Origin of the sequence: Amycolatopsis sp. NPDC001319 (genome assembly GCF_042896185.1) — a bacterium.
Classification (GTDB): domain Bacteria; phylum Actinomycetota; class Actinomycetes; order Mycobacteriales; family Pseudonocardiaceae; genus Amycolatopsis.
The window spans coordinates 123939-145988 of sequence record NZ_JBIAWY010000013.1 but is presented as its reverse complement, the minus strand read 5'-3'; the positions used below and the strand labels follow the sequence as shown (position 1 = coordinate 145988).

The following is a 22050-nucleotide window of genomic DNA, read 5'->3' as shown; positions in this document are numbered from 1 at the left end:
ATCGTGCGTAGACTCGGGCTCCGGGGTGCGCCGATGCCCCCGGCGTGGCGGAAGGTGGTCGGAAAATGCCGTTGATGCCCGTGACCGACTCGATGTTCCTGATGGTCGAGACCCGCGAACACCCCATGCACGTCGGCGGCCTGCAGCTGTTCCGCAAACCGGAGACCGCGGACGGCAACTACCTCAGCGATCTTCGCCAGAAGATGCTTGCGACCGACAACATGCGCAGCGTCTTCCGGCGCCGCCCGAGCCGGCCCGTGAACACCGCCGGGTACGTGCGCTGGACCACCGACGCGGAGCTCGAGCTCGACTACCACTTCCGACACTCCGCGCTGCCGCAGCCGGGCCGCATCCGCGAGCTGCTGGAGGTCACCTCCCGCTGGCACAGCACGCTGCTCGACCGGCACCGGCCGTTGTGGGAGATCCACCTCATCGAGGGCCTGCAGGACGGCCGGTTCGCGATGTACTCGAAGATCCACCACTCGCTGATGGACGGCGTCTCCGCGCTGCGCCACCTGCAGGGCACGCTGTCCGACGATCCGAACGACCTCGACTGCCCGCCGCCGTGGGGCAGCCGGCACAACGGGACCGACGGCAACGGCAACGGCCACGCGCAGCCATCGTTGTTCAACCTCGCAGGCAAGACGTTCGACCAGGTCGCGGGCATCGCGCCGGCCGCGGCCAAGGTGGCGCGGGAAGCGTTCCGCGAGCACACGCTCACGCTGCCGATGCAGGCACCGAAGACGATGCTGAACGTGCCCATCGGCGGTGCGCGCCGGTTCGCCGCGCAGTCGTGGTCGCTCGACCGCGTGCGCGCGGTGGCGACCGCCGCCGGCGTCTCGCGCAACGACGTGGTGCTCGCCATGTGTTCCGGCGCGCTGCGCGACTACCTCATCGAGCAGAGCGCCCTGCCCGACGCCCCGCTGATCGCGATGGTGCCCGTGTCGCTGCGCCGCAAGGCCGACGCGGGCGAGGCCAGCGGTAACAACATCGGCGCGTTGCTGTGCAACCTCGGCACCGACCTGTCCGACCCGGCGCTGCGGCTTTCGGCGATCCACACGTCGATGACCAACGGCAAGAAGCTCTTCTCGGAGCTCACACCGCTGCAGACGCTGCTGCTCTCGGGCGTCAACGTGGCGCAGCTGGGCGCGTCGCCGATCCCGGGCGTCGTGAACAACACGCGCCCGCCGTTCAACCTGGTGATCTCCAACGTCCCGGGCCCGCGCAAGCAGATGTACTGGAACGGAGCTTCGCTCGACGGCATCTACCCGGCGTCGGTGCTGCTCGACGGCCAGGCGCTGAACATCACGCTGACCAGCAACGGCGACAACCTCGACTTCGGCATCACCGGTTGCCGGCGCAGCGTGCCGCACCTGCAGCGGATCCTCACGCACCTGGACACGGCGCTGGCCGAGCTGGAAGGCGCGACGGGGGTCAAGTAGGACTTACGCGATGCCCTCCGGGCTGGCACCGCCGACCTGGATGGCGCCGGCGGTGATGCGCTCGATCTCGGCGAGGTCTTCGGGCGTCAGATCGAGGTCGGCGGCGGCCGCGCTGGCCTCGATGTTGCGCGGTTTGCGCGCGCCGACGATGGCGACGTGGACGCCGGGCTGGGCGAGCGTCCACGCGATCGCGAGCTGGCTGACCGACGCACCCCGTTCGGCGGCGAACTTGGCGAGCTCGTCGACGATCTGCAGGTTGTGCCGCAGGTTTTCCCCTTGGAACGCCGAGGATTTCGAGCGCCAGTCGGACTCGTCGAAGACGGAGTCGGCCGTGAAGGTGCCGGTGAGCAGGCCGCTGCCGAGCGGGCTGTAGGCGAGGACGCCGATGTCGTGTTCCCGCGCGTACGGCAGCGGATCAGTCTCGATGCCGCGGCGGAACAGGTGGTACGGCGGCTGCAGTGTCTCCACCGGGCGCGTCTCGTCGAAGGCCGCGAGCTGGGCGGCGTTGTAGTTCGAGACGCCGACGTGGCGGACCTTGCCCGCGTCGACGAACTCCTGCAGCGTCGCCGCGACCTCCGCCGCCGGCGTCTCGGGGTCGGGCCAGTGGATCTGGTAGAGGTCGAGGTGGTCGACGCCGAGCAGGCGCAGGCTGTTGTCCACACCCTGTGTGAGCCACTCGCGGCGGGAGTCGCGGGCCCGTTCGGCGCGCGGTTTCGTGCCGCCCTTGGTCGCGATGACGACGCTGTCGCGGTCGTGGTCCAGCTCGCTGCGCAGGGCCTTGCCGAGGAGCTGCTCGGCCGCGCCGCCGCCGTAGGCCTGCGCGGTGTCGAAGAGGGTCACGCCGAGCTCGCGCGCGTGCCGGACGGCCGCGATCGCCGTGTCCTCGTCGAAGGAACCCCACTGCCCGCCGAGCTGCCACGTGCCGAAGGCGATCCTCGACACTTCGAGGCCGCTCCTGCCCAGAATCGTCGTACGCATGATCCTCAGGAGAGCACACGGGCCACGGCCACGCACCACACCTGTGGCGCGCGTCCCGGCCAGCGGATATCGAGTTGTGCCGAATGTCCCGATGATCGGATAGTGGCTCACCGTGAGCCTCCTCGAGCCCTTGCGCGGCCGCAGTTTCCGCGCGCTCGCCACCGGACGGACCCTCGCCACCTTCGCCAACGCCGTCGCCCCGGTCGCGCTCGCGTTCGCCGTGCTCGACCTCACCGGTTCGGCCGTCGACCTCGGGCTCGTGGTGGGGGTGCGCTCGGTCGCGAACATCGCGTTGCTGCTGTTCGGCGGCGTGCTGGCCGACCGGCTGCCACGCTCGGTGATCATGCAGGGCACCGAGGTGGCTGCCGGTGTCACGCAGGGTGTGCTCGCAGTGAGTGTCCTTTGTGGATTCGCGTCGATCCCGTTCCTGGTCGGGCTCAGCGCGGTGAACGGCGCGGTGGCCGCGATCTCGCTGCCGGCCGCGGCGGCCATCACGCCGCAGACCGTTTCGCGAGACCAGCTCGGCCAGGCGAACGCGCTGCTGCGGATGCTCACCAACACCGGCAGCGCCGCGGGCGCGGGCGTCGCCGGGATCGTGGTTGCAGTGGCCGGATCGGGCTGGGCGGTCGCCGTGAACGCACTGCTGTTCGTGGGCGCCGCGGTGGCCTACCGCGGCATCCGGCTGCCCCGCGCCGCCCGTCTCGCCGCGAGCCATCCGATCGCCGATCTCGTGGCGGGCTGGCACGAGTTCCGTTCGCGCGCGTGGGTGTGGATCGTGGTGGCGCAGTTCGCCTTCGTCAACGCCGCCGGCCTCGGCACGCTCACCGTGATCGGCCCGGTCATCGCTGACGACACCTTCGGCCGCACCGCCTGGGGTATCGCGCTGGCGCTCAGCACGGTCGGCTCCATGCTCGGCGGTCTTCTCGCCGCCCGCTGGCTGCCGCGGCGCCTGCTCTTCGTCGGCGTGCTGCTCGTGACCGCGGAGTCCCTGCCGGTTCTCTCGCTCGGTCTGTGGCCCGCGCTGGTGCCGCTGCTGGTCGTGATGTTCATCTCGGGCGTGGCGATCGAGCAGTTCAGCGTCGCGTGGGACGTCGCCCTGCAGGAGAACATCCCCTCCGACCGCCTCGCCCGCGTGTACTCCTACGACATGCTCGGGTCGCTGGCCGCCATGCCGATCGGCCAGATCGCCGCCGGCCCGCTCGTCGAGCACCTGGGGCGCGAACCCGTGCTCGTGGGCTGCGGGGTGCTGATCGTGGTGGCGACCCTGCTCGCGCTGACCAGCAGCCAGATCCGCGGCCTCGTCCGCCGCGAACCGGCCGCGGTGAACGCTATTTCGGGCGCACTGCCATGAAGTTGATGGCGTGGGCGCTCATCACGACCTCGTCGTCGGCGTTGAAGAGTTCGATGTGCGTGCGGAGCAGGCCGCGGTCCGGCTTGGACTTCGACAGGCGCGCTTCCTCGATGGTGGCGCGCACGTGGAGCTTGTCGCCGGGGCGGACGGGGCGCGGCCAGCGCACGTCGTCCATGCCGGGGCTGCCGAGGCTGGACACCGAGGACAGGAAGTGGTCCACGAACATCCGCATCATCACGCCCGCCGTGTGCCAGCCGCTGGCGACGAGACCACCGAACGGACCGTGCTCGGCCGCCGCCGGGTCGGTGTGGAAGCTCTGCGGGTCGAAGCGCCGCGCGTACTCGACGATCTCTTCCGCGGTCACCACCGCTTCGCCGAACTCGTACACCGCGCCTTGCGGGTAGTCCTCGAACCAGCGGTCGTCGATCGGCGTCGTGAACTCGGTCATGGCTCGCAGCCTGCCACACCCATTGTTCGCTCCGCAGCGAACAGTCAGCGGGCTAGCCTCGGCCGATGACAGCCGGACCGGACATCGCGACCGTCGCGCAGGCGATCGGCGAACCGGCGCGCGCGGCGATGCTGCTGCAGCTCATGGACGGTGACGCCCACACCGCCCGCGTCCTCGCGACGGTCGCGGGCATCGCCCCGTCCACGGCGAGCGCGCACTTGCGCAGGCTGTGCGAGGCGGGCCTGGTGCACGTGACGCAGTCCGGCCGGCAGCGGCTGCACCGACTCGCAGGGCCGGAGGTCGCCCAGCTCGTGGAGGCCCTCGCCGCGCTCGCGCCTCCGCGGCTGCCCGCGAACCTGCAGCCGGACCCGCCGACGGGCGAGCTGCTCGAGGCCCGCGTCTGCTACGGCCACCTCGGCGGCCGGCTCGGCGTCACCATCGCGGCCCGGCTGCATGCCGACGGCGTTGTCGGCGCCCTCGGCCCCGGCGAGACCGACGCCGTGCGCACCTTCGACCATCCGTTGCTCACCGCACTCGGCATTACCGGGGTCACCGCGGCTCCAGCCGTCCGCGCCTGCCTCGACTGGTCCCAGGGCCGCGTCCACTTCGCCGGCGCACTCGGCACCGCACTGCTGACCGGCCTCCTCGACGCGGGCTGGGTCCGCCGCCGCCCGGCCGGCCGAGCCCTGCGCCTCACCCCGACCGGCCGCGACCGCTTGGCCCGGCTGGCATTTCCGGTCGCCGGCGCTTCCGCCGGTCAGAGCTTCCGGTAGCCAGCGGCTTCCGGTCGCCGGCGTCTCCGACAGTGGGCCCCTCCGCTGGCGAACGTTTCCGACAGTGGGCCCTTCCGCTGGCGAACGTTTCCGGCAGGCACTTCCGCTAGCCGGCGTTTCCGGGCGCCGGCGCATCCGGCAGTGGGCACTTCCGCCCGGTCAACGCTTCCGTAACCAACGACCCCGGTAACGAGCGCTTCCGGCAGTGGGCGCGTCCGCCGGCGAACGTTTCCGGTCGTGAGCGTCCCCGGTCGCCAGCGCTTCCGATAGTTAGCGGCTCCGGTGGCGAGCCCTTGCAGTAGCGAGCGCTTCCGGCAGTGGACGCTTCCGGTGGTCAGCACTTTCGGTAGTGCGCTTCCGGTAATGAGTGTTTCCGGTAGCCCGCGTAACCGGTGGTCAGAGCCCGGGCGAGCGCGGCTCGGGCGCGACGTCGCGGTGGCCGTCGAGCTTCCACCAGCTCTCGAGGGTCTGGCGCAGCGCCTTGAGCAGCTCGCCGCCCGTTTCGAGCGGCACCAGTGCGGTCGGGCCGTCCTCGATGCGGAGGGCGGCCGAGAGACGGTCGTCGCGTTCGATGAGGCCCACGATCACGCGGGTGGGTTGACCGGTCATGTCGACAGTGGCGATCGCCTGCTCGTATCGCCAGCCCGTGGAATGCACGCGCCAGACCCTGGCACAGTTTCCGGCGCTCGCGGCCGGAGTTCACCCCAACGTGCGTCGGGTCAGCGCACCACCCAGGGCCGCACCTCTTCGAGCAGCTTCGCGACGGCCAGCACGAGGTCGTCGGAGTGCCGCGGGCCCACGATCTGCAGCCCCACCGGCAATCCGGCCGACGTCCGTCCGGCCGGGACACTGATCGCCGGCTGCTGCGTCATGTTGAACGGGTAGGTGAACGGCGTCCACTCCGGCCACTCGCTCAGCCCGCTGCCCGGCGGCACGTCGTGCCCGGCCTCGAACGGCGGGATCGGGATGGTCGGGGTGATCAGCACGTCGTAGCGCGTGTGGAACTCGCCCATCAGGATGCCGAGCGCCGCGCGGGCCGCGGTGGCGTCGAGGTAGTCGCTCGCGCTGTAGGTCTTGCCCTGCTCCCACACGCGGCGCAGCCCGGGGTCGACGCGGTCCTCGCTGCCCGGCGGGAACGAGTCCAGCATCTTCGCCGCGCCGGTGGACCACAGGATGTCGAACGACGGCTTCGGGTCCTCGAACCCCGGGTCCGCCTCCTCGATCTGCAGCCCCGCGTCGTCCAGCGCCTTCACGGCCGCCGCGACGATCGCCGCGACCTCCGGGTCGACGTCCACGTACCCGAGCGTCGGCGAGAACGCCGCGATCAGCCCGCGCACGTCACGCCGCACGGCCTCGCGGTAGGTGCTGACGGGCGGCGCCAGCGCGGCCGGGTCGCGCGGGTCGGACGTGGCGATCACGTCGAGCAGCAGCGCGGTGTCGTCGACGCTGCGCGCCATCGGGCCGGCGTGCGACAGCGGGCCGAACGGGCTCGCCGGGTACAACGGAATCCGCCCGTGGGTCGGCTTCAGCCCGACGATCCCGCAGAACGACGCGGGGATCCGCACCGAGCCACCGCCGTCGGTGCCGACCGAGATCGCACCCATGTCCGCCGCGACGGCCGCCGCGCTGCCACCGCTGGAGCCGCCCGCGGTCTTCGACGGGTCGACGGGGTTGCGCGTGATGCCGGCAAGCGCGCTGTCGGTCACGCCCTTCCACGCGATCTCAGGCGTGGTCGTCTTGCCCAGCACCACCAGGCCGGCCTCGCGCATCCGCGCCATGACGGGGCTGTCGACGTCCCACGGCCCCTCGGCCGGGATGCTCGTGGAACCGCGCCGCGTGGGCCAGCCGGCGGTGAGGAACATGTCCTTGATCGACGAGGGCACGCCGTCGAGCCAGCCGATCGGGTTGCCGTCGCGCCAGCGGATCTCGGCGGCCTTCGCCTGTTCCAGCGCGCGGTCGGCGTCGACGAGGCAGTAGGCGTTGAGCTCGCCGTCGCGTTCTTCGATGGCCTGCAGCGCGTCCTCGGTCGCCTCCACCGGCGAAAGCTCCCCGGTGGCGTAGGCGGCGACCAGTTCGCTGGCGGTCAGTTCCCGGTGGCTCATCCGGCTGCTCCCTGAGATTCCGACGGCACGTAACCGAGCCGTTTGTCCACGACGTTGTGCAACGGCTCCCCGGCCACCCAGCGGCGGAAGTTCGCCGTGAACACCTCTACCAGGGTGCTGCGCCAGCCGAGGAAGTCCCCCGACATGTGCGGCGACAGCAGCACGTCCGGCATTGTCCAGAGTGGACTGTCACCCGGCAGCGGCTCGGTGTCGAACACGTCGAGGGCCGCGCCCGCGATCTGCCCGCCGCGCAACGCCGCCACCAGGTCGGACGTGACCACCAGCTCGCCGCGCCCGACGTTCACGAACCGCGCCGACGGCTTCATCGCCGCGAACGCTTCCGCGTCGAACATGCCCTTCGTCTGCTCGGTCAGCGGCGCGACGGCCACGACGTAGTCGAACACCGGCAAGTGCTTCGTGAGCTCGGCGGAGTCGTGCACCGTGCCGAAGTCGGGGTCGCCCGTGCGCGGACGCCGCCCGGCCCCGGACACGCGCAGGCCGGCCGCGCGCAGCAGCCGCGCGATCGAGCGGCCGATGGGCCCGGTGCCGACCACGAGCACCTCTTTGCCGGTGACGCGTTCGGTCTCGCGGTGCTGCCACGTGCCGGCGCGCTGCAGGTCCAGCGATCGCGCGAAGTCCTTGGCGAAGGCCAGAACCACGCCCAGCACGTACTCCGCGATGGCGTCGTCGAAGACGCCCCGCGAGTTCGTGAGCACGACATCGCTCTCGACCAGCCCGGGGAACAGCACCGGGTCGACGCCCGCGCTCGCGATGTGCAGCCAGCGCAGGTCGCCGGCCGCGTGCCACGCGCCGGGCACGGCCGTGGAGAGGAAATCGTAGACGAACAGCCCCTGGGCTCCGGTAAGCGCTTCGGGTAGTCCTCGCGCGTCGGTGTAACGAACCACCGCCGCCTCTTCGATAGCGGCCATGTCCGGTGGTGGAGCCGACCCGCACAGCACCGCCAGCACGGGAAATTCCGAGGCGATCACATTGACACCGTAAAAGTGGCTCGTATGATTGTCAACAATCCGAGGAACGACCCCCGGAGCACCGGACGTGTCATCTGCACAGGCGTATTCCGGAGGCTGAGCCTTGGATCTTGACTTCCTCGCGTTCGAGGGCCCGCTCGCACAGCGCGGCATCGGCGTGATCGCGCCGTTCGACCTCGCCCTCGAACGCGAACTCTGGCGTTGGGTGCCGATGGAGGTCTCCCTCCACCTCGCCCGCACGCCGTACGAGCCCGTGCCCGTGAGCATGGAGATGGCGCAGCTCGTGAGCGACAGCCGCCACCTCGCGGCCGCGACCCGCGACGTGCTTCACGTCGAGCCGGAGGTGGTCGCCTACCTCTGCACGTCGGGCAGCTTCGTCAACGGCATCGACTACGAGCGTTCCCTCACCAAGGCGATCTGCGACGCGGGCGCGCCCGACGCCGTGACGACCTCGGGGGCGCTGGCCGAGGTGCTGCAGCAGCTCGACCTGCATCGGATCTCGGTGCTCACCCCCTACGACGCCGACCTCACCGGCAAGCTCCACGACTTCCTCGCCGAGCTCGGCGTGACCACGGTGTCCAGCGACCACCTCGGCCTGGGCGGCGGCATCTGGAAGGTCAGCTACCGCACCATCGCCGAGCGCATCCTCGCCGCCGATCACAGCGACGCCGAAGCGATCTTCGTCAGCTGCACCAACCTCCCCACGTTCGACTTGATCGAGCCCCTCGAGACCGCGCTGGGCAAGCCCGTGCTCACGGCCAACCAGCTGACCATGTGGGCCTGCCTGCGCCGCATGCACCTGCCGATCGTCGGCCCCGGCAAGTGGCTGCGGGAGGTCTCTTGACCCATCTGACTAAGATTGTCGACAATCTGCTCATCCCGGAGGTTTCGTGACCACGATCGGCTTCATCTACCCCGACCATGCGGCCGAGGACGACTACCCGCTCGCCGAGCAGCTGCTCGGCGGATCGGACGCCGACGAAGGCGACATCCGGCTGCCGGTCGAGCACATCTACGGCACCGACCTGCACGCCGTGCCCGAGCTGCTCGACCTCGGCAGCGAGGCCCGGCTCGCCGACGGTGCCACCCTGCTCGCCAAGCACGAGCCCGACGCGGTGATCTGGGCCTGCACGTCCGGCAGCTTCGTGTACGGCTGGGACGGGGCGCGCGACCAGGCCGACCGCCTCGCCGCGGTGGCCGGGGTCCCGGCATCGAGCACGTCGTTCGCCTTCGTGCACGCGGCGCAGGCCCTCGGCGTGAAGCGGGTCGCGGTGGCCGCGAGCTACCCCGACGACGTGGCGCGCCTGTTCGTGGACTTCCTCGCCGCCGGCGGCGTCGAGGTGCTCACGATGGCGAGCGCGGGCATCGACACCGCCGCCGAGGTCGGCCGCCTGGAGCCCGAAGCCGTGGTGCGCCTGGCCGTGGAGAACGACCACCCCGAGGCCGACGCCGTGCTCGTGCCGGACACCGCGATGCGCACGCTGGGCGAGATCAACACCATCGAGACGGCGCTGGGCAAGCCCGTGCTCACCGCGAACCAGGTGACGATCTGGGAAGGCCTGCGGCTCACCGGCACCACGCGCCTGGTGCGTTCGCTGGGCGCGTTGTTCCGGGTGAGGAGCTGAGCCGTGGTCGTCCTGCCCGACATCGAACCGGTCAGCCGGGAGTCGACCGCCGCGGTGATCGCGCGCCAGCTGCGCGACGCGATCATGACCGGCGCGCTGCCTCCCGGCACCCAGCTCGGCGAGACCGACCTCGCCTCCCGCTTCCAGGTCTCGCGCGGCCCGCTGCGCGAGGCGATGCAACACCTCGTCTCCGAAGGCCTGCTCCGCAGCGAGCGCCACCGCGGCCTGTTCGTGATCGACCTCGAGCCGAGCGACGTGTTCGACATCTACCTCGCCCGCTCGGCCGTCGAACGCGCCGCCCTCCTGTGCGCCCTGCGCGGCGACCGCGAGCTCATCGCGGCCTCTCTGGAGCAGTTCGTGGCCGACATGGCCACCGCCGCGAACGACGACGACCCCGCCGCGCTGTCGGCCGCCGACCTCGCCTTCCACGAGGCCCTCATCAACGCCTCCGGCAGCAAACGCCTCGTGCGCATGGCCCGCACCCTCCTCATCGAGACGCGCATGTGCCTGACGCTGCTGCAAAGCACCTACCAGGGCGTGGAAGACCGCGTGGACGAGCACACGCGCATCATCGACGCCCTGCGCACCGGCGACGCGGACGCGGCCCTGCACCTGCTGGACGCCCACATGGACGACGCGATCGGCCGGCTGGTGCCGGGGACGAGCCTGAAGGAAGGCGAAGCACCGGCTCCGGCCTGACCGCGAGCCGCGTGCGGCAGCCCGGCTCACGGGCCGCCGCACGCCGCGCTGCCGGATTTCACCAGCCGCCGCAAGGAGAAACCGAGAGTAGCGGACAACCGCACCCGACAGTCCGCGGCCAAGACGGCGCCACGCCCGCCGAGCCTTCGGCCGGCAGCCGCCGGACCGGCTGAGGGGCACGGCCGCCACGGCAGCGCGAGCGCCCGTGATCCGCCGGCGGCGGTTGCCGGAGCCCGATTCTCTTGCCATGCCGCACAATCGCCCGGCGCGAAGACGCGGCCATCCTCGCTCAGTCATCGGACCGCGTCCCCAGCACCGGCTGGCCGCCGAGGCCGTCGCGGTAGGACGGGGACCACGGGAAGCGGCCGGCCTCGTCGGCGTGGACGAGCTGGAGCGCGCGGATGTCGTGGCCGTACAGGGAAACCGCGACCGACAGGTGCGTCGACGGTGACGTGAGGGCGACGACCTCGACGGAAGGCATGCCCCGCAGGGAAAAGATCTCGCCGGGCCGCGGTGGGCCGGAGTCGAAGGAGCGTTCGGCGGCGGCGCCGAGCAGCAGGATGGACGGGTGCGGCGGCAGGCCGGTGACCACCAGCTCCGGCAGCCCGTGGGCCGTCAGGCCGACGGTGTAGGCCCAGGGCGGCCGGGGACCCGCCCCCAGCACGCCCTGGACGCACCAGCCGTACTCCTGGATCCGTTCCAGGACCTCCGCCAGGTAACTCGCCCCGGGTCTTCTCCCGTTCTCGCACTGCTCGCACATCGGTGCTCCCCCTCGCTCGACGAAACCGGTCCGGCGGGAGCCGGTCGGTCGAGGAGTAGTGAAGCGGGGAGCACCGACGAAAAATCAGCGGAGCGCTTCGGCCACCGCCGTGCCGAGGCGAGTTGTGGTAGCGGTGCCGCCGAGGTCGGGGGTGAGCTCGGCGCCGGCCGTGAGCACCTCGTCGACGGACGTGCGGATCGCTTGCGCGGCAACGGTTTCGCCCAGGTGTTCGAGCAGCATCGCGCCCGCCAGGATCTGGGCTACCGGGTTGGCGATGCCCTGGCCGGCGATGTCCGGAGCGCTCCCGTGGACCGCTTCGAACATCGACGGAAACTCACCCGATGGGTTGATGTTTCCGGACGGCGCCATGCCCAGTCCGCCCGTGACGGCGGCCGCCAGGTCACTCAGGATGTCGCCGAAGAGGTTCGACCCGACGACGACGTCGAGCCGGTCGGGCGCCTGAACCATGCGTGCTGCCAACGCATCCACGTGCATCTGTCCACTTTCGACATCCGGGTACTTCGCCGCGACCTCGGCGAAGATCTCGTCCCAGAACGGCATCGAGTGGATCAGCCCGTTGGATTTCGTCGCCGACGTCACGCGAGAAGAACGCGTACGCGCCAGCTCGAACGCGTACCGGATGATCCGCTCCACCCCGACCCGCGTGAACACGGATTCCTGCAGCACGAACTCGTCGGGCCGCCCGGAGTTGTGCCGTCCGCCGATCGCCGAGTACTCGCCTTCGGAGTTCTCACGCACGATCACCATCTCCAGCTCTTCGGCCGTCCGCCCCGAAAGCACCGATGTGGTGCCCGGCAGCAGCCGCACCGGCCGCAGGTTCACGTACTGCTGGAACGCGCGCCGCAGCGGGATCAGCAAGCCCCACAAGGAAATGTGGTCCGGCACGCCGGGGAACCCGACGGCACCCAGCAGGATGCCGTCGAACGCCGCCAGCTGCGCCACGCCGTCGTCCGGCATCATCGAGCCGGTCTGCGTGTAGCGCTCGCAGCTCCAGTCGAACTCGGTCCACCGCAAGGAAAATCCGTGCCGAGCGGCGGCCGCGTCCAGGACCTTGCGCGCCTCGACCGTGACGTCGACGCCGATCCCGTCGCCCGGGATGCTCGCGATGCGGTACTCGCTCACAGGCTCACCGCGATGTACTTGGTCTCGAGGAACTCCTCGATGCCGACCGTGCCACCCTCACGCCCGAGGCCCGACTGCTTGATGCCGCCGAACGGCGCCGCCGGGTTCGACACGATGCCCTGGTTCAGCCCGATCATCCCGGCCTCGAGCCGCTCCGACACGCGCAGCGCCCGCTTCACGTCGTTCGTGAACACGTACGACACCAGGCCGTACTCGGTGTCGTTGGCCTTCGCGACCGCCTCGTCCTCGGTGTCGAACGAGGTGATCGGCGCGACCGGCCCGAAGATCTCCTCCGACGCCATCCGCGCGTCGACCGGCACGTCCGTGAGCACCGTGGCCTGGTAGAAGTGGCCGGGCCCGTCCACGGTCGCGCCGCCGGTGAGCACCCGCGCGCCGCGGTCGGTGGCGTCCTTGACCAGCGCGGTCACCTTGTTCACGGCGGCTTCGTCGATCAGCGGGCCGACGACCACGCCCTCCTCGGTGCCGCGGCCCATCGCCAGCGCCTGCATGCGCTCGGTCAGCCGCCGGGAGAACTCTTCGGCCACGCCGCGCTGCACGTAGAAACGGTTGGCCGCCGTGCACGCTTCGCCGATGTTGCGCATCTTCGCCTGCATCGCACCTTCGACGGCGGCGTCGAGGTCCGCGTCGTCGAAGACCAGGAACGGCGCGTTGCCGCCCAGCTCCATCGACGTGCGCAGCACCTTCTCCGCGCACTGCTCCAGCAGCTTGCGCCCCACCGCGGTGGACCCGGTGAACGACAGCTTGCGCGCGCGTCCGTCTCGGATCAGCGGCTCCATCACGCCACCCGCGTCGGTCGTCGTGACGACGTTCAGCACGCCCTCGGGCAGCCCCGCCTCGGCCAGGATCGACGCCAGCGCGAGCATCGACAGCGGCGTCTGCGCGGCCGGCTTGATCACCATCGTGCAGCCGGCGGCCACGGCCGGGCCGATCTTGCGCGTGCCCATCGCCATCGGGAAGTTCCACGGCGTGATCAGCAGCGTCGGACCCACGGGCTGCTTGGTGATCAGGAAGCGGCCGGCGCCGTTGGGCGCCGTCGCGTACCCGCCGTCGATGCGCACGGCCTCCTCGGCGAACCAGCGGAAGAACTCGGCGGCGTAGGTGATCTCGCCGGCGGCCTCGGCCAGCGGCTTGCCCATCTCGAGGGTCATCAGCAGCGCCAGCTCGTCACGGCGCTCGATCAGCTTGTCGTAGGCCCGGCGAAGAATTTCACCTCGTTCACGGGGCGCGACGGCGGCCCAGCCTGCCTGCGCGGCGACGGCCGCGTCGAGGGCCGCCATGCCGTCCTCGGCGCCCGCGTCGGCCACTTCGCACAGGGCGGTGCCGGTGGACGGGTCCTGCACCTCGAAGGTGTTCCCGCTCTTCGCGGGCACCCACTTGCCGCCGATGAAGAGTTCCTTGTCGACCGCGCCGACGACGCCGGCTTCAGTGATCGCGCTCATCCAGCTTGCTCCTCCGTGTTGTCCCGAGGCCATGCTATGGATATTGTCAACAATCGACAACCGCTACCGTGCTTTCCCAAGCAACCTCACACCAAGAACCAGGAGCGCCGCATGGCCGAGCTTTCCCCGCTGCTCAAGCAGGCAACTCCCGTCGTGGTCGACCACGGTGAAGGGGTGTACCTCTACGACGTCGACGGGAAACGTCACCTCGACTTCACCGCGGGGATCGGCGTGACCAGTACCGGCCACTGCCACCCGCGCGTCGTCGAGGCCGCGCGCGACCAGATCGGCAAGCTCATCCACGGGCAGTACACGACCGTGATGCACAAGCCGTTGCTGGAGCTCACGAAGCGCCTCGGCGAGGTGCTGCCGGCGGGTCTCGACTCGCTGTTCTACGCCAACTCCGGCAGCGAAGCCGTCGAAGCCGCGCTGCGTCTCGCGCGCCAGGCGACCAAGCGCCCCAACGTGATCGTGTTCCAGGGCGGCTTCCACGGCCGCACGGTCGCGGCGGCCACCATGACCACGTCGGGCACCCGGTTCAGCACCGGCATCGGCCCGCTGATGGGCGGCGTGCACGTGGCGCCGTTCCCCTACGCCTTCCACTACGGCTGGGACGAGCAGACCGCCACGAAGTTCGCGCTGCGCGAGCTCGACTACCTGTTCCAGACCGTCTCCGCGCCGAGCGAGACCGCCGCGTTCTTCGTCGAGCCGGTGCTCGGCGAGGGCGGCTACGTGCCGGCCAACAGCGAGTTCATGACCGGCCTGCGCGAGCGCGCCGACCGCCACGGCATCGTGCTCGTGGTCGACGAGGTGCAGGCCGGCTTCGGCCGCACCGGCAAGTTCTGGGGCCACGACCACTTCGGCATCACGCCGGACGTCGTCCTCATCGCGAAGGGCCTCGCCAGCGGCTTCCCCCTGTCCGGCATCGCCGCTTCGCAGGAGCTGATGGCGAAGGCGTACCCGGGTTCGCAGGGCGGCACGTACGGGGGCAACGCGGTGTCGTGCGCGGCGGCGATCGCGACGCTCGACGTGATCCGCGACGAGAAGCTGGTGGAGAACGCCGCCGAACGCGGCCGTCAGCTGCTCGAAGGCGCGCGGCTGATCGCGGACAAGACGCCGGCGATCGGCGACGTCCGCGGCCTCGGCCTGCTCGTGGGCACGGAGTTCACCACCGCCGACGGCGAGCCCGACGGCGCGACGGCCGCGGCCGCCCAGCAGCTGGCGTCGAAGAGCGGCCTGCTGCTGCTCACCTGCGGCGCCTACTCGAACGTGGTCCGCATGGTTCCGCCGCTCGTCGTGAACGCCGAGCAGGTCGACGACGCACTGAAGATCTGGGGCGACGTGGTCGCCTCCGTCACCGCGGGGAGCTGAGCAATGGCGCGCTACATCACCATCACGCTCGACAAGCGCGGCGTCTCCTGCCGCGCGCGGCTGCTCGACGCCGAGGCGCCGCGTACCTGCCAGGCCGTGTGGGACGCGCTGCCGCAGAGCGGCTCGGCCTACCACGCGAAGTACGCGCGCAACGAGGTCTACACGCTCGTGCCGCCCTTCGCGAACCCCAAGCCGGGCCGCGAAAACCCGACCATCACGCCGATCCCGGGCGACGTCGTGTACTTCGGGTTCGAGGCGTGGGAGATCGGCAACCCCGCGTACGGCTACGACGACGACAGCGAGGCCCACGGCGACCAGGGCGCCACGGACCTCGCGATCTTCTACGGGCGCAACAACCTCCTGATCAACGGCGACGCCGGCTGGGTGCCGGGCAACGTGTTCGCCACGATCGAAGAGGGCCTCGCCGAGATGGCGGCGGCCGCGCAGGACCTGTGGCTGCGCGGCGTCGAAGGCGAGACGCTCACGTACGCGCGCGCCGAGTAGCCCCGCCGGCGGAGGCCTCCGCGTCCGGTGTCCGGACGGGCGCGGAGGCCTCCGTCGTCCCCAGCATCCCCAGCTCAGTTGGCGCCGTTGAGGTAGTTCTCGTACAGCGCCGTCCACACGTCGAGGTCGGCGAGCTCGTCGGCCAGGCACCGGCCTTCTTCGGTGAGCGCGAACCGCGTGTCCGGCGCCGGGCGCTCGTCCCACGAGCCGGTCCCCCGGACGAGCCCTTCGGCGGCGAGCACCCTCAGCACCCGGGTGAGCCAGTGACGCGACAGTCGGGTGCGCCTGCGCAGTTCGGTGAAGCCCGTCTCACCCTCGGTGAGCACGTCGATCACCTCGACGGCCTTGCGGTAGCCGGTCACGTGCAGCGGTCCGGGCACGGCACACCTCCTTCGCCCGCGACGCTAAAGCGGTCGGGCACAAGGAACTCGGGCCGTTGACGAAGCTTTGACGCGGCCGTCGCGGGCGTTGACACCACGCCTCCGTCACCCGGGCGTGTGAACCTCCGAGACTCACCATTCGTGGCAGCCCCGTCACCGGTTCGGGTAACGACGACGCCCGGTTGTCGCAACGCAGGTCTGCTACCCAGAGTGATCAACTCGACTCTCGGCTACCTACGGTGGCCGTCCGTCCACAATGGCACCCCGCCGCAGAACACGAAAGCCTTACGCGTTTATGGTGGGAAGATTCGTGACGCCCGGCCCGGCCGGCGAATGGCTTTTTGACACCACGCCAGGGCGGTGAAAATCTTCGGTCGCTCCTCGCGAGAGCACAACTGAACACAAATCAGAACAAGGAGCCCCTCAATGCACACGTTCATCCAGCACGCGCACCACGGCCACGACCTGATCACGGGTCTGCTCGCCCACCTGGCGCACGTGCTCGGCTGGCTTGTCTGATCTGGCGGCAAGGTTTCACCGGGGGCCGGCCTGTTGGCGCGGGCCGGTCCCCTCGGTCAGCGCTTTACTGAATCAACTGCCACGCCGAGCGCAACGGCGCGGCACAGTTTTCTTTCCGGCCATTTTTCGGCGACTCGCGGGGCGTCGCCGAAATGGTCGTTTTTTCATTTCCAGGCGAAGGAGACGCGGCACCGAGGCCACCGGTCGCCGCAGGGGCGCGAACGGTCCCTTCGCGACACCCCTCCGACGAACGTGAAGAAGTTTCATAGCGAGCCCTCCACGCGACGTACTACGCTTCGGTAACCAGGCACCGGCGCGTGAGGGAGTGGCAGCTGATGGGTACCGTCGCGGCACGGCTGGCGGACATCGTCGGGGCGGAGAACCTGCTGGTCGGCGACGCGATCTCCGACGACTACGCCCACGACGAAGCGCTCAGCGTGCAGCAGCAGAAGCCCGCGTACGTCGCGAAGCCCCACAGCGCCGAGGAAGTCGCGGAGCTGCTGAAGGCCGCGTCGGAAGCCGGGCTGCCCGTGACCGCGCGTGGCTCCGGCACCGGGCTCTCCGCGGCCGCGCGACCCGTCGAAGGCGGTCTGCTCGTGTCGTTCGAGCGAATGAACTCCGTCCTCGAAATCGACACCGTGAACCACGTCGCGGTGGTGCAGCCGGGTGTCACGCTCGCGGAGCTGGACCAGCGCACGGCCGAGGCCGGCCTGACCTACCCCGTGTACCCCGGGGAGCTGAGCGCGAGCGTCGGCGGCAACGTCGGCACCAACGCGGGCGGCATGCGCGCGATCAAGTACGGCGTGACCCGCAGCAACGTCCTGGGCCTGCAAGCCGTGCTGCCCACCGGCGAGATCATCCGCACGGGCGGGCGCACGTCGAAGATCTCCACGGGCTACGACCTCACGCAGCTGATCGTCGGCTCGGAGGGCACGCTCGCGCTCGCCACCGAGGTCACGGTGAAGCTGCACCCGCGGCTGCCCCACGGCGCCACCGTGCTCGCGCCGTTCGACGACTTCGACCAGGTGATGGCCGCGGTGCCGAAGGTGGTGACCAGCGGCCTCGCGCCGCACATCCTCGAGTACATCGACAACCTCACGATGGCCGCGCTCGTCTACAACGAGAAGCTCGAGCTCGGGGTCCCCGACGCGATCCGCGACCGGGTGCAGGCGTATCTGGTGGTGGCGCTGGAAAACCGCGACACCGGCCGGCTCGCCGAAGACGTCGAGACGCTCGGCGAGCTGCTGGGCGAACTCGGCGCGATCGACGTGTACGTGCTCGAAGGCGGCTCCGCGCGCAAGCTCATCGAGGCGCGGGAAAAGGCGTTCTGGTCGGCCAAGTCCGCGGGCGCCGACGACGTGATCGACGTGGTCGTGCCGCGCTCGTCGATGTCCCCGTTCCTCACGAAGGCGCGCGAGCTGGCACAGGCGGCGGGCGCCGGCGCGATCGGCTGCGGGCACGCCGGCGACGGCAACGTCCACCTCGCGATCTTCTGCAAGGACCCCGAGGTGCGCACGAAACTGCTCACCGACATCTTCACCTGCGCCATGGACCTCGGCGGCGCGATCTCCGGCGAGCACGGCCTCGGCCGCACGAAAACCAAGTACCACAAGGAACTCGAAGACCCGGCGAAGCTCGAGCTGCTGCGGCGGATCAAGCAGGGCTTCGACCCCGCCGGCATTCTCAACCCCGGTGTCCTCTTCTCCTGAGCCCTGAGCCTGACCCAGAAAGTGAGCAGCATGAACGGCGCCCAGTCCCTGATCCGCACCCTCGTCGACGCCGGGGTGGAGGTCTGCTTCTCGAACCCCGGCACGTCGGAGATGCACTTCGTCGCCGCGCTCGACTCCGTGCCGGAGATGCGCGGGGTGCTCGGGCTGTTCGAGGGCGTGGTGACCGGCGCGGCCGACGGCTACGCGCGCATCGCCGAGAAGCCCGCCGCGACCCTGCTGCACCTCGGCCCGGGGCTCGGCAACGGGCTCGCCAACCTGCACAACGCACGCCGCGCGCACACGCCGGTGGTCAACGTCGTCGGCGACCACGCCACCTACCACAAGCAGTACGACGCCCCGCTCGAGTCGGACATCGACGCGCTCGCGGGTTCGCTCGAAGGCTGGGTGCGCCGCTCTTCGCACACCAAGGACGTCGGTGCCGACGCGGCCGCGGCCGTCGCGGCTTCGCAGGACGCGCCGGGCCGGGTGGCCACGCTGATCCTGCCCGCCGACGCGTCGTGGGGCGAAGGCGGCGAGACGTGCGCGCCGATCCCGCCGCGCGCGCCGCAGGCGGTGGACGCGACGACCGTGAAGAACATCGCCGAGGTGCTGCGCAGCGGCGAATCGGTGGCGCTGCTCATCGGCGGACCCGCCTGCCGTGAGGCCGGGCTGCTGGCCACCAGCCGCATCGCCGCCGCGACGGGCGCCAAGGCATTGGTCGAGACGTTCCCGGCGCGTCTCGAACGCGGCGCGGGCCTGCCGAACATCGAGCGCCTCGGGTACCTGTCGGAGCAGGCGATGTACCAGCTCGACGGCGTGAAGCACCTGATCGTGGCCGGCACGCGCGCGCCGGTGTCGTTCTTCGCCTACCCCGGCAAGCCGAGCGTGCTCGTGCCCGAGGGCGCGAAGGTCCACGTGCTGGCGGAGGTGGGGCAGGACGTGGCGACCGCACTGGCCGACGTCGCCGCGATCGTCGCCGCCGACGTCGAGCCGGTGCTGCAGGAGGCTTCGCGGCCGAAGTTGCCGAGCGGACCGCTGACGGCGCAGAACTGGGTCGAGGTGATCGGCGCGCTGCTGCCGGAGCAGGCGATCATCGCCGACGAGGCCAACACGTCCGGACTGCTGCTGCCCGGCGCCACGGCCGGCGCCCCGCGCCACGACGTGCTGACGCTGACCGGCGGCGCGATCGGCTACGGCATGCCGGTGGCCACGGGCGCCGCGATCGCCGCGCCGTCGCGGCCGGTGATCAACCTGCAGTCCGACGGCAGCGCGATGTACACGATCTCCGCGCTGTGGACGCAGGCGCGCGAAAACCTCGACGTCACCACGGTCATCCTCAACAACCACGCCTACGCGATCCTGCGCATGGAGCTGCAGCGCGTCGGCGCGGCGTCGGACGGGCCGAAGGCCAAGGATCTGCTGGACCTCAGCCGGCCCGACATGGACTTCGCGAAGATGGCCGAGGGCATGGGCGTGCCCGCCACGCGCGCGACCACGGCGGAGGAGCTGGCCGAGCAGTTCCGCCGGGCGCTGGCGGAGCCGGGACCGCACCTGATCGACGCCGCGGTGGCGCCTCTCCTCTGAACCCCGAATTGCCCGCGTCAAGCCGTGTTGCTGAACCCGGTGGCGGCGTGGCAGTTACGGATGGACTTGTCTGACCCGGTTCACCCTCGACGGTTGGCCCTCGCCGCCGTCATCACCGGGCTGTCGCGGGGATGGCGCTGTCGATGAGGGCGGCAGCGATGGCTGCGGCGGTCGTGAACACGTCGGTGTTCAGGACTCGGGTGCGGGCTGCGGCGCCGTCCAGGAGCAGCGCCAGTTGCTCGCCGAGTTGCTCGGGGTCGGTGGCGCCGGCCTCGCGGGCGGTTTCGGTGAGCCGGGCGGCAAAGGCTTTCTTGTAGTCGCGGGCGTACACGCGTGCCGGGTGGCCCGGGTCGGGGATTTCGACTGCCGCCTGGATGAAGGGGCACAGGGGCGCGTGCACCTCGAACACGGCGAGGAGTCGTTCGCGCGGTGTGAGGTCGGCGCGGTCGAACACCTCCGGCAGGATGTCGGGATCGAATCGGTGCAGGCATTCGGCGATCAGCTCGTCCTTGCCGGCGAAGTGCTGGTACAGCGTGCGTTTGGATACCTCAGCCACCGCGCACAGCTGGTCCATGCCCGTGGTGTTGATGCCCTGATCGCGGAACAGTTGCTGTGACGCGCTGACGATGCGCTCTCGTGCGCCCCTGCCGCGACGCAGGCCTCGCGGCCCCTTCTCCACCTCTGTCACGCGCTCAGTGTAGCCGACTTGGGTACCGACCGGTGTACATAGCTTGCATCCCGCGCGCCCGCCCGCTACGTTAAGCACTCAGATCGGTGTACATAACATCGACTGGGCAACCGAAACGGAGTGGCTGTGGGAAAGCTCGACGGCAAGGTAGCGGTGATCACCGGCGGATCCACCGGCTTGGCACTGGCCGGCGCCAAGCTGTTCGTCGAGGAAGGCGCGCACGTCTTCATCCAGGCTCGGCGGCAGGAAGCATTGGACGACGCCGTCAAGCTGATCGGCCGCAACGTCACCGCCGTACAGGGTGACGCGGCCGACCTGGCCGACCTGGACCGCTTGTACGACACCGTCAAACGGGAAAAGGGCTCGATCGACGTGGTGTGGGCCAGCGCCGGAACGGGCGAACCCGCCGTCCTCGGCGAGATCACCGAGGAACAGTTCCACCGCGCCTTCTGGCTCAACGCGCGCGGCACCCTTTTCACCGTCCAGAAGGCACTGCCACTGATCAACGACAACGGGTCGATCTTCATGACCGGATCCAACGCCTCACTCGGCGCGTTCCCCGGCTGGAGCCTCTACGCGGGAAGCAAAGCCGTTCAGCAGGCGTGGGCCCGCGTCTGGCTCAACGAACTGCGCGACCGCAATATCCGGGTCAACGTCCTGACCCCCGGCCAGGTCGCCACCGCCAAACAGGAAGAACTGTTCGACGAGGCCACCAAAGCCGCATTCGAGTCCCTCATCCCCCGCGGAAAGATGGGCCGCCCCGAAGAAATCGCCGCCGTCGCGCTGTTCCTCGCCTCCGACGACTCCAGTTACGTCAACGGCCTGGAACTCGTCACCGACGGCGGCGCCACCGCCATCTGACCCACGCAGAAGAGAGCGCACCTCATGAGCAGCATCACCCTCATCGGTACGGGAAACATGGCCCGCACCATCGGCACGCTCGCGGTGGCGGGCGGCAACACCGTCGAGGTGATCGGCCGCGACGCGGCCAAATCCGCGGCCCTGGCCAAGACACTCGGCGGCGGCACCACGGCCGGGACATTCGGTGCCACCCCGGCCGGCGACATCGTCCTCCTCGCCGTGCTGTTCGACAGCGCCGTGCCGGTCGTCCGCGAGTTCCGGGACGCGCTGGCCGGCAAGATCATCGTCGACATCACCAACCCCTTCAACGCCACCGGCACTGGGCTGGCGCTCCCCCACGACACCTCCGTCGCCCAAAGCGTGGCCGAGGCCGCGCCCGCGAGCGCCCGGGTCGTGAAGGCCTTCAACACTCTTTTCCGCCACGTCCTGGCCCAAGGCGGCCCCGTGGACGTGTTCCTGGCCGGCGACGATGCGCAGGCCAAGGCGAGCGTGTCGACGTTCATCGAGAGCCTCGGACTGCGCCCGCGCGACACCGGCGATCTGAGCATGGCCCACTGGCTGGAGGGAGCGGGCCTGTTGACGATGGGCTTGGCCCGCCACGGCGTGGGGAACTTCGACTTCTCCCTCGGCATCAACAACCTCGGCTGAGCCGCCACATCCGGCA

22 protein-coding genes are annotated in these 22050 nt (G+C 70.4%); 12 read left to right on the top strand and 10 right to left on the bottom strand.

The genetic code is table 11. The features are described from left to right. Nucleotides 1-65 precede the first annotated feature (65 nt). The gene (locus ACFY1H_RS38875; RefSeq protein WP_386954956.1) at nucleotides 66-1442 is read left to right on the top strand and encodes a wax ester/triacylglycerol synthase family O-acyltransferase; all 1377 of its coding nucleotides are present in this window, start codon (nucleotides 66-68) and stop codon (nucleotides 1440-1442) included. Between the two features lie 3 nt (nucleotides 1443-1445). Here ACFY1H_RS38875 and ACFY1H_RS38870 read toward each other — a convergent pair whose 3' ends face one another. Beyond that, a complete protein-coding gene (locus ACFY1H_RS38870; RefSeq protein ID WP_386954953.1) occupies nucleotides 1446-2420 on the bottom strand; it encodes an aldo/keto reductase in 975 nt (324 codons plus the stop codon). 112 nt (nucleotides 2421-2532) lie between these two features. On the opposite strand from ACFY1H_RS38870, the gene ACFY1H_RS38865 reads away from it, so the two are divergent. After that, nucleotides 2533-3771, top strand: coding sequence for an MFS transporter (locus tag ACFY1H_RS38865; protein WP_386954950.1), 1239 nt, complete (start codon nucleotides 2533-2535; stop codon nucleotides 3769-3771). On the opposite strand, the gene ACFY1H_RS38860 is transcribed toward ACFY1H_RS38865, so the two are convergent. After that, on the bottom strand, nucleotides 3749-4219 hold the full coding sequence (locus ACFY1H_RS38860; protein WP_366579528.1) for a MaoC family dehydratase: 471 nt from the start codon (nucleotides 4217-4219) through the stop codon (nucleotides 3749-3751). The two genes, ACFY1H_RS38865 and ACFY1H_RS38860, sit on opposite strands and share 23 nt — an antisense overlap. Before the next feature lie 65 nt (nucleotides 4220-4284). On the opposite strand from ACFY1H_RS38860, the gene ACFY1H_RS38855 reads away from it, so the two are divergent. After that, nucleotides 4285-4992, top strand: a complete 708-nt coding sequence (locus ACFY1H_RS38855; protein WP_386954947.1) for an ArsR/SmtB family transcription factor — start codon at nucleotides 4285-4287, stop codon at nucleotides 4990-4992. Nucleotides 4993-5388: 396 nt separating this feature from the next. Here the strand turns inward: ACFY1H_RS38855 and ACFY1H_RS38850 are convergent, their stop codons facing one another. From ACFY1H_RS38850 to ACFY1H_RS38840, 3 genes are all read right to left on the bottom strand, one after another. Beyond that, a complete protein-coding gene (locus ACFY1H_RS38850; RefSeq protein WP_366579532.1) occupies nucleotides 5389-5649 on the bottom strand; it encodes a hypothetical protein in 261 nt (86 codons plus the stop codon). Between the two features lie 62 nt (nucleotides 5650-5711). Next, nucleotides 5712-7094 (bottom strand): amidase, encoded by a 1383-nt coding sequence (locus ACFY1H_RS38845; RefSeq protein WP_366579534.1) that lies wholly within the window; start codon nucleotides 7092-7094, stop codon nucleotides 5712-5714. After that, nucleotides 7091-8023 carry a D-2-hydroxyacid dehydrogenase gene (locus ACFY1H_RS38840; RefSeq protein WP_386955173.1) on the bottom strand — a complete coding sequence of 311 codons (933 nt, stop codon included), beginning with the start codon at nucleotides 8021-8023 and terminating at the stop codon, nucleotides 7091-7093. The genes ACFY1H_RS38845 and ACFY1H_RS38840 overlap by 4 nt, the downstream gene beginning before the upstream one ends. Nucleotides 8024-8186: 163 nt before the next feature. On the opposite strand from ACFY1H_RS38840, the gene ACFY1H_RS38835 reads away from it, so the two are divergent. Genes ACFY1H_RS38835 through ACFY1H_RS38825 form a run of 3 tightly spaced genes read left to right on the top strand, consistent with a single transcriptional unit; the run spans nucleotide 8187 to nucleotide 10407 of the window. Next, nucleotides 8187-8927, top strand: a complete 741-nt coding sequence (locus tag ACFY1H_RS38835; RefSeq protein ID WP_366579537.1) for an Asp/Glu/hydantoin racemase — start codon at nucleotides 8187-8189, stop codon at nucleotides 8925-8927. Nucleotides 8928-8973: 46 nt separating this feature from the next. Beyond that, nucleotides 8974-9708 carry a maleate cis-trans isomerase gene (locus tag ACFY1H_RS38830; RefSeq protein WP_386954942.1) on the top strand — a complete coding sequence of 245 codons (735 nt, stop codon included), beginning with the start codon at nucleotides 8974-8976 and terminating at the stop codon, nucleotides 9706-9708. 3 nt (nucleotides 9709-9711) lie between these two features. Beyond that, nucleotides 9712-10407 carry a GntR family transcriptional regulator gene (locus tag ACFY1H_RS38825; protein WP_366579541.1) on the top strand — a complete coding sequence of 232 codons (696 nt, stop codon included), beginning with the start codon at nucleotides 9712-9714 and terminating at the stop codon, nucleotides 10405-10407. A 289-nt stretch (nucleotides 10408-10696) separates the two neighbouring features. Here ACFY1H_RS38825 and ACFY1H_RS38820 read toward each other — a convergent pair whose 3' ends face one another. The 3 genes from ACFY1H_RS38820 to ACFY1H_RS38810 form a co-directional block, all read right to left on the bottom strand. Next, entirely contained in the window at nucleotides 10697-11167 is a 471-nt protein-coding gene (locus tag ACFY1H_RS38820; protein WP_386954938.1) for a DUF4262 domain-containing protein, read from the bottom strand. A gap of 84 nt (nucleotides 11168-11251) precedes the next feature. Beyond that, nucleotides 11252-12310: a tartrate dehydrogenase gene (locus ACFY1H_RS38815; RefSeq protein ID WP_366579545.1), complete on the bottom strand. Its 1059-nt coding sequence runs from the start codon at nucleotides 12308-12310 to the stop codon at nucleotides 11252-11254. Further along, nucleotides 12307-13770, bottom strand: a complete 1464-nt coding sequence (locus tag ACFY1H_RS38810; protein WP_386954935.1) for an NAD-dependent succinate-semialdehyde dehydrogenase — start codon at nucleotides 13768-13770, stop codon at nucleotides 12307-12309. Before ACFY1H_RS38810 ends, ACFY1H_RS38815 begins: the two co-directional genes overlap by 4 nt. A 111-nt stretch (nucleotides 13771-13881) precedes the next feature. Between ACFY1H_RS38810 and ACFY1H_RS38805 the strand changes: the two genes are divergently transcribed. Beyond that, nucleotides 13882-15141: an aspartate aminotransferase family protein gene (locus ACFY1H_RS38805; RefSeq protein ID WP_386954932.1), complete on the top strand. Its 1260-nt coding sequence runs from the start codon at nucleotides 13882-13884 to the stop codon at nucleotides 15139-15141. Between the two features lie 3 nt (nucleotides 15142-15144). Next, complete coding sequence (locus ACFY1H_RS38800; RefSeq protein WP_364050084.1) at nucleotides 15145-15645, top strand: DUF3830 family protein; 501 nt, start codon at nucleotides 15145-15147, stop codon at nucleotides 15643-15645. A 74-nt stretch (nucleotides 15646-15719) separates the two neighbouring features. Here the strand turns inward: ACFY1H_RS38800 and ACFY1H_RS38795 are convergent, their stop codons facing one another. Continuing rightward, nucleotides 15720-16025 carry a winged helix-turn-helix transcriptional regulator gene (locus ACFY1H_RS38795; RefSeq protein ID WP_366579551.1) on the bottom strand — a complete coding sequence of 102 codons (306 nt, stop codon included), beginning with the start codon at nucleotides 16023-16025 and terminating at the stop codon, nucleotides 15720-15722. Nucleotides 16026-16879: 854 nt separating this feature from the next. Between ACFY1H_RS38795 and ACFY1H_RS38790 the strand changes: the two genes are divergently transcribed. Both ACFY1H_RS38790 and ACFY1H_RS38785 read left to right on the top strand, forming a co-directional pair. Beyond that, entirely contained in the window at nucleotides 16880-18253 is a 1374-nt protein-coding gene (locus ACFY1H_RS38790) for an FAD-binding oxidoreductase (protein WP_366579553.1), read from the top strand. A gap of 30 nt (nucleotides 18254-18283) precedes the next feature. Then, nucleotides 18284-19837: an acetolactate synthase large subunit gene (locus ACFY1H_RS38785; RefSeq protein ID WP_366579555.1), complete on the top strand. Its 1554-nt coding sequence runs from the start codon at nucleotides 18284-18286 to the stop codon at nucleotides 19835-19837. Nucleotides 19838-19949: 112 nt separating this feature from the next. Here ACFY1H_RS38785 and ACFY1H_RS38780 read toward each other — a convergent pair whose 3' ends face one another. Then, nucleotides 19950-20525 (bottom strand): helix-turn-helix domain-containing protein, encoded by a 576-nt coding sequence (locus tag ACFY1H_RS38780; RefSeq protein ID WP_366579557.1) that lies wholly within the window; start codon nucleotides 20523-20525, stop codon nucleotides 19950-19952. A 126-nt stretch (nucleotides 20526-20651) separates the two neighbouring features. Here ACFY1H_RS38780 and ACFY1H_RS38775 point away from each other — a divergent pair, with 126 nt between their 5' ends. Continuing rightward, the gene (locus ACFY1H_RS38775; RefSeq protein WP_366579559.1) at nucleotides 20652-21386 is read left to right on the top strand and encodes an SDR family oxidoreductase; all 735 of its coding nucleotides are present in this window, start codon (nucleotides 20652-20654) and stop codon (nucleotides 21384-21386) included. 24 nt (nucleotides 21387-21410) lie between these two features. After that, on the top strand, nucleotides 21411-22034 hold the full coding sequence (locus ACFY1H_RS38770; RefSeq protein ID WP_386954926.1) for an NADPH-dependent F420 reductase: 624 nt from the start codon (nucleotides 21411-21413) through the stop codon (nucleotides 22032-22034). Nucleotides 22035-22050: the final 16 nt, after the last annotated feature.

Bases quoted from the DNA above. Each gene is read 5' to 3' on its own strand.
- ACFY1H_RS38875 (WP_386954956.1), top strand. From the start codon at position 66: ATGCCGTTGATGCCCGTGACCGACTCGATGTTCCTGATGGTCGAGACC.
- ACFY1H_RS38870 (WP_386954953.1), bottom strand. From the start codon at position 2,420: ATGCGTACGACGATTCTGGGCAGGAGCGGCCTCGAAGTGTCGAGGATC.
- ACFY1H_RS38860 (WP_366579528.1), bottom strand. From the start codon at position 4,219: ATGACCGAGTTCACGACGCCGATCGACGACCGCTGGTTCGAGGACTAC.
- ACFY1H_RS38855 (WP_386954947.1), top strand. From the start codon at position 4,285: ATGACAGCCGGACCGGACATCGCGACCGTCGCGCAGGCGATCGGCGAA.
- ACFY1H_RS38845 (WP_366579534.1), bottom strand. From the start codon at position 7,094: ATGAGCCACCGGGAACTGACCGCCAGCGAACTGGTCGCCGCCTACGCC.
- ACFY1H_RS38840 (WP_386955173.1), bottom strand. From the start codon at position 8,023: ATGGCCGCTATCGAAGAGGCGGCGGTGGTTCGTTACACCGACGCGCGA.
- ACFY1H_RS38820 (WP_386954938.1), bottom strand. From the start codon at position 11,167: ATGTGCGAGCAGTGCGAGAACGGGAGAAGACCCGGGGCGAGTTACCTG.
- ACFY1H_RS38810 (WP_386954935.1), bottom strand. From the start codon at position 13,770: ATGAGCGCGATCACTGAAGCCGGCGTCGTCGGCGCGGTCGACAAGGAA.
- ACFY1H_RS38805 (WP_386954932.1), top strand. From the start codon at position 13,882: ATGGCCGAGCTTTCCCCGCTGCTCAAGCAGGCAACTCCCGTCGTGGTC.
- ACFY1H_RS38800 (WP_364050084.1), top strand. From the start codon at position 15,145: ATGGCGCGCTACATCACCATCACGCTCGACAAGCGCGGCGTCTCCTGC.
- ACFY1H_RS38790 (WP_366579553.1), top strand. From the start codon at position 16,880: ATGGGTACCGTCGCGGCACGGCTGGCGGACATCGTCGGGGCGGAGAAC.
- ACFY1H_RS38785 (WP_366579555.1), top strand. From the start codon at position 18,284: ATGAACGGCGCCCAGTCCCTGATCCGCACCCTCGTCGACGCCGGGGTG.
- ACFY1H_RS38770 (WP_386954926.1), top strand. From the start codon at position 21,411: ATGAGCAGCATCACCCTCATCGGTACGGGAAACATGGCCCGCACCATC.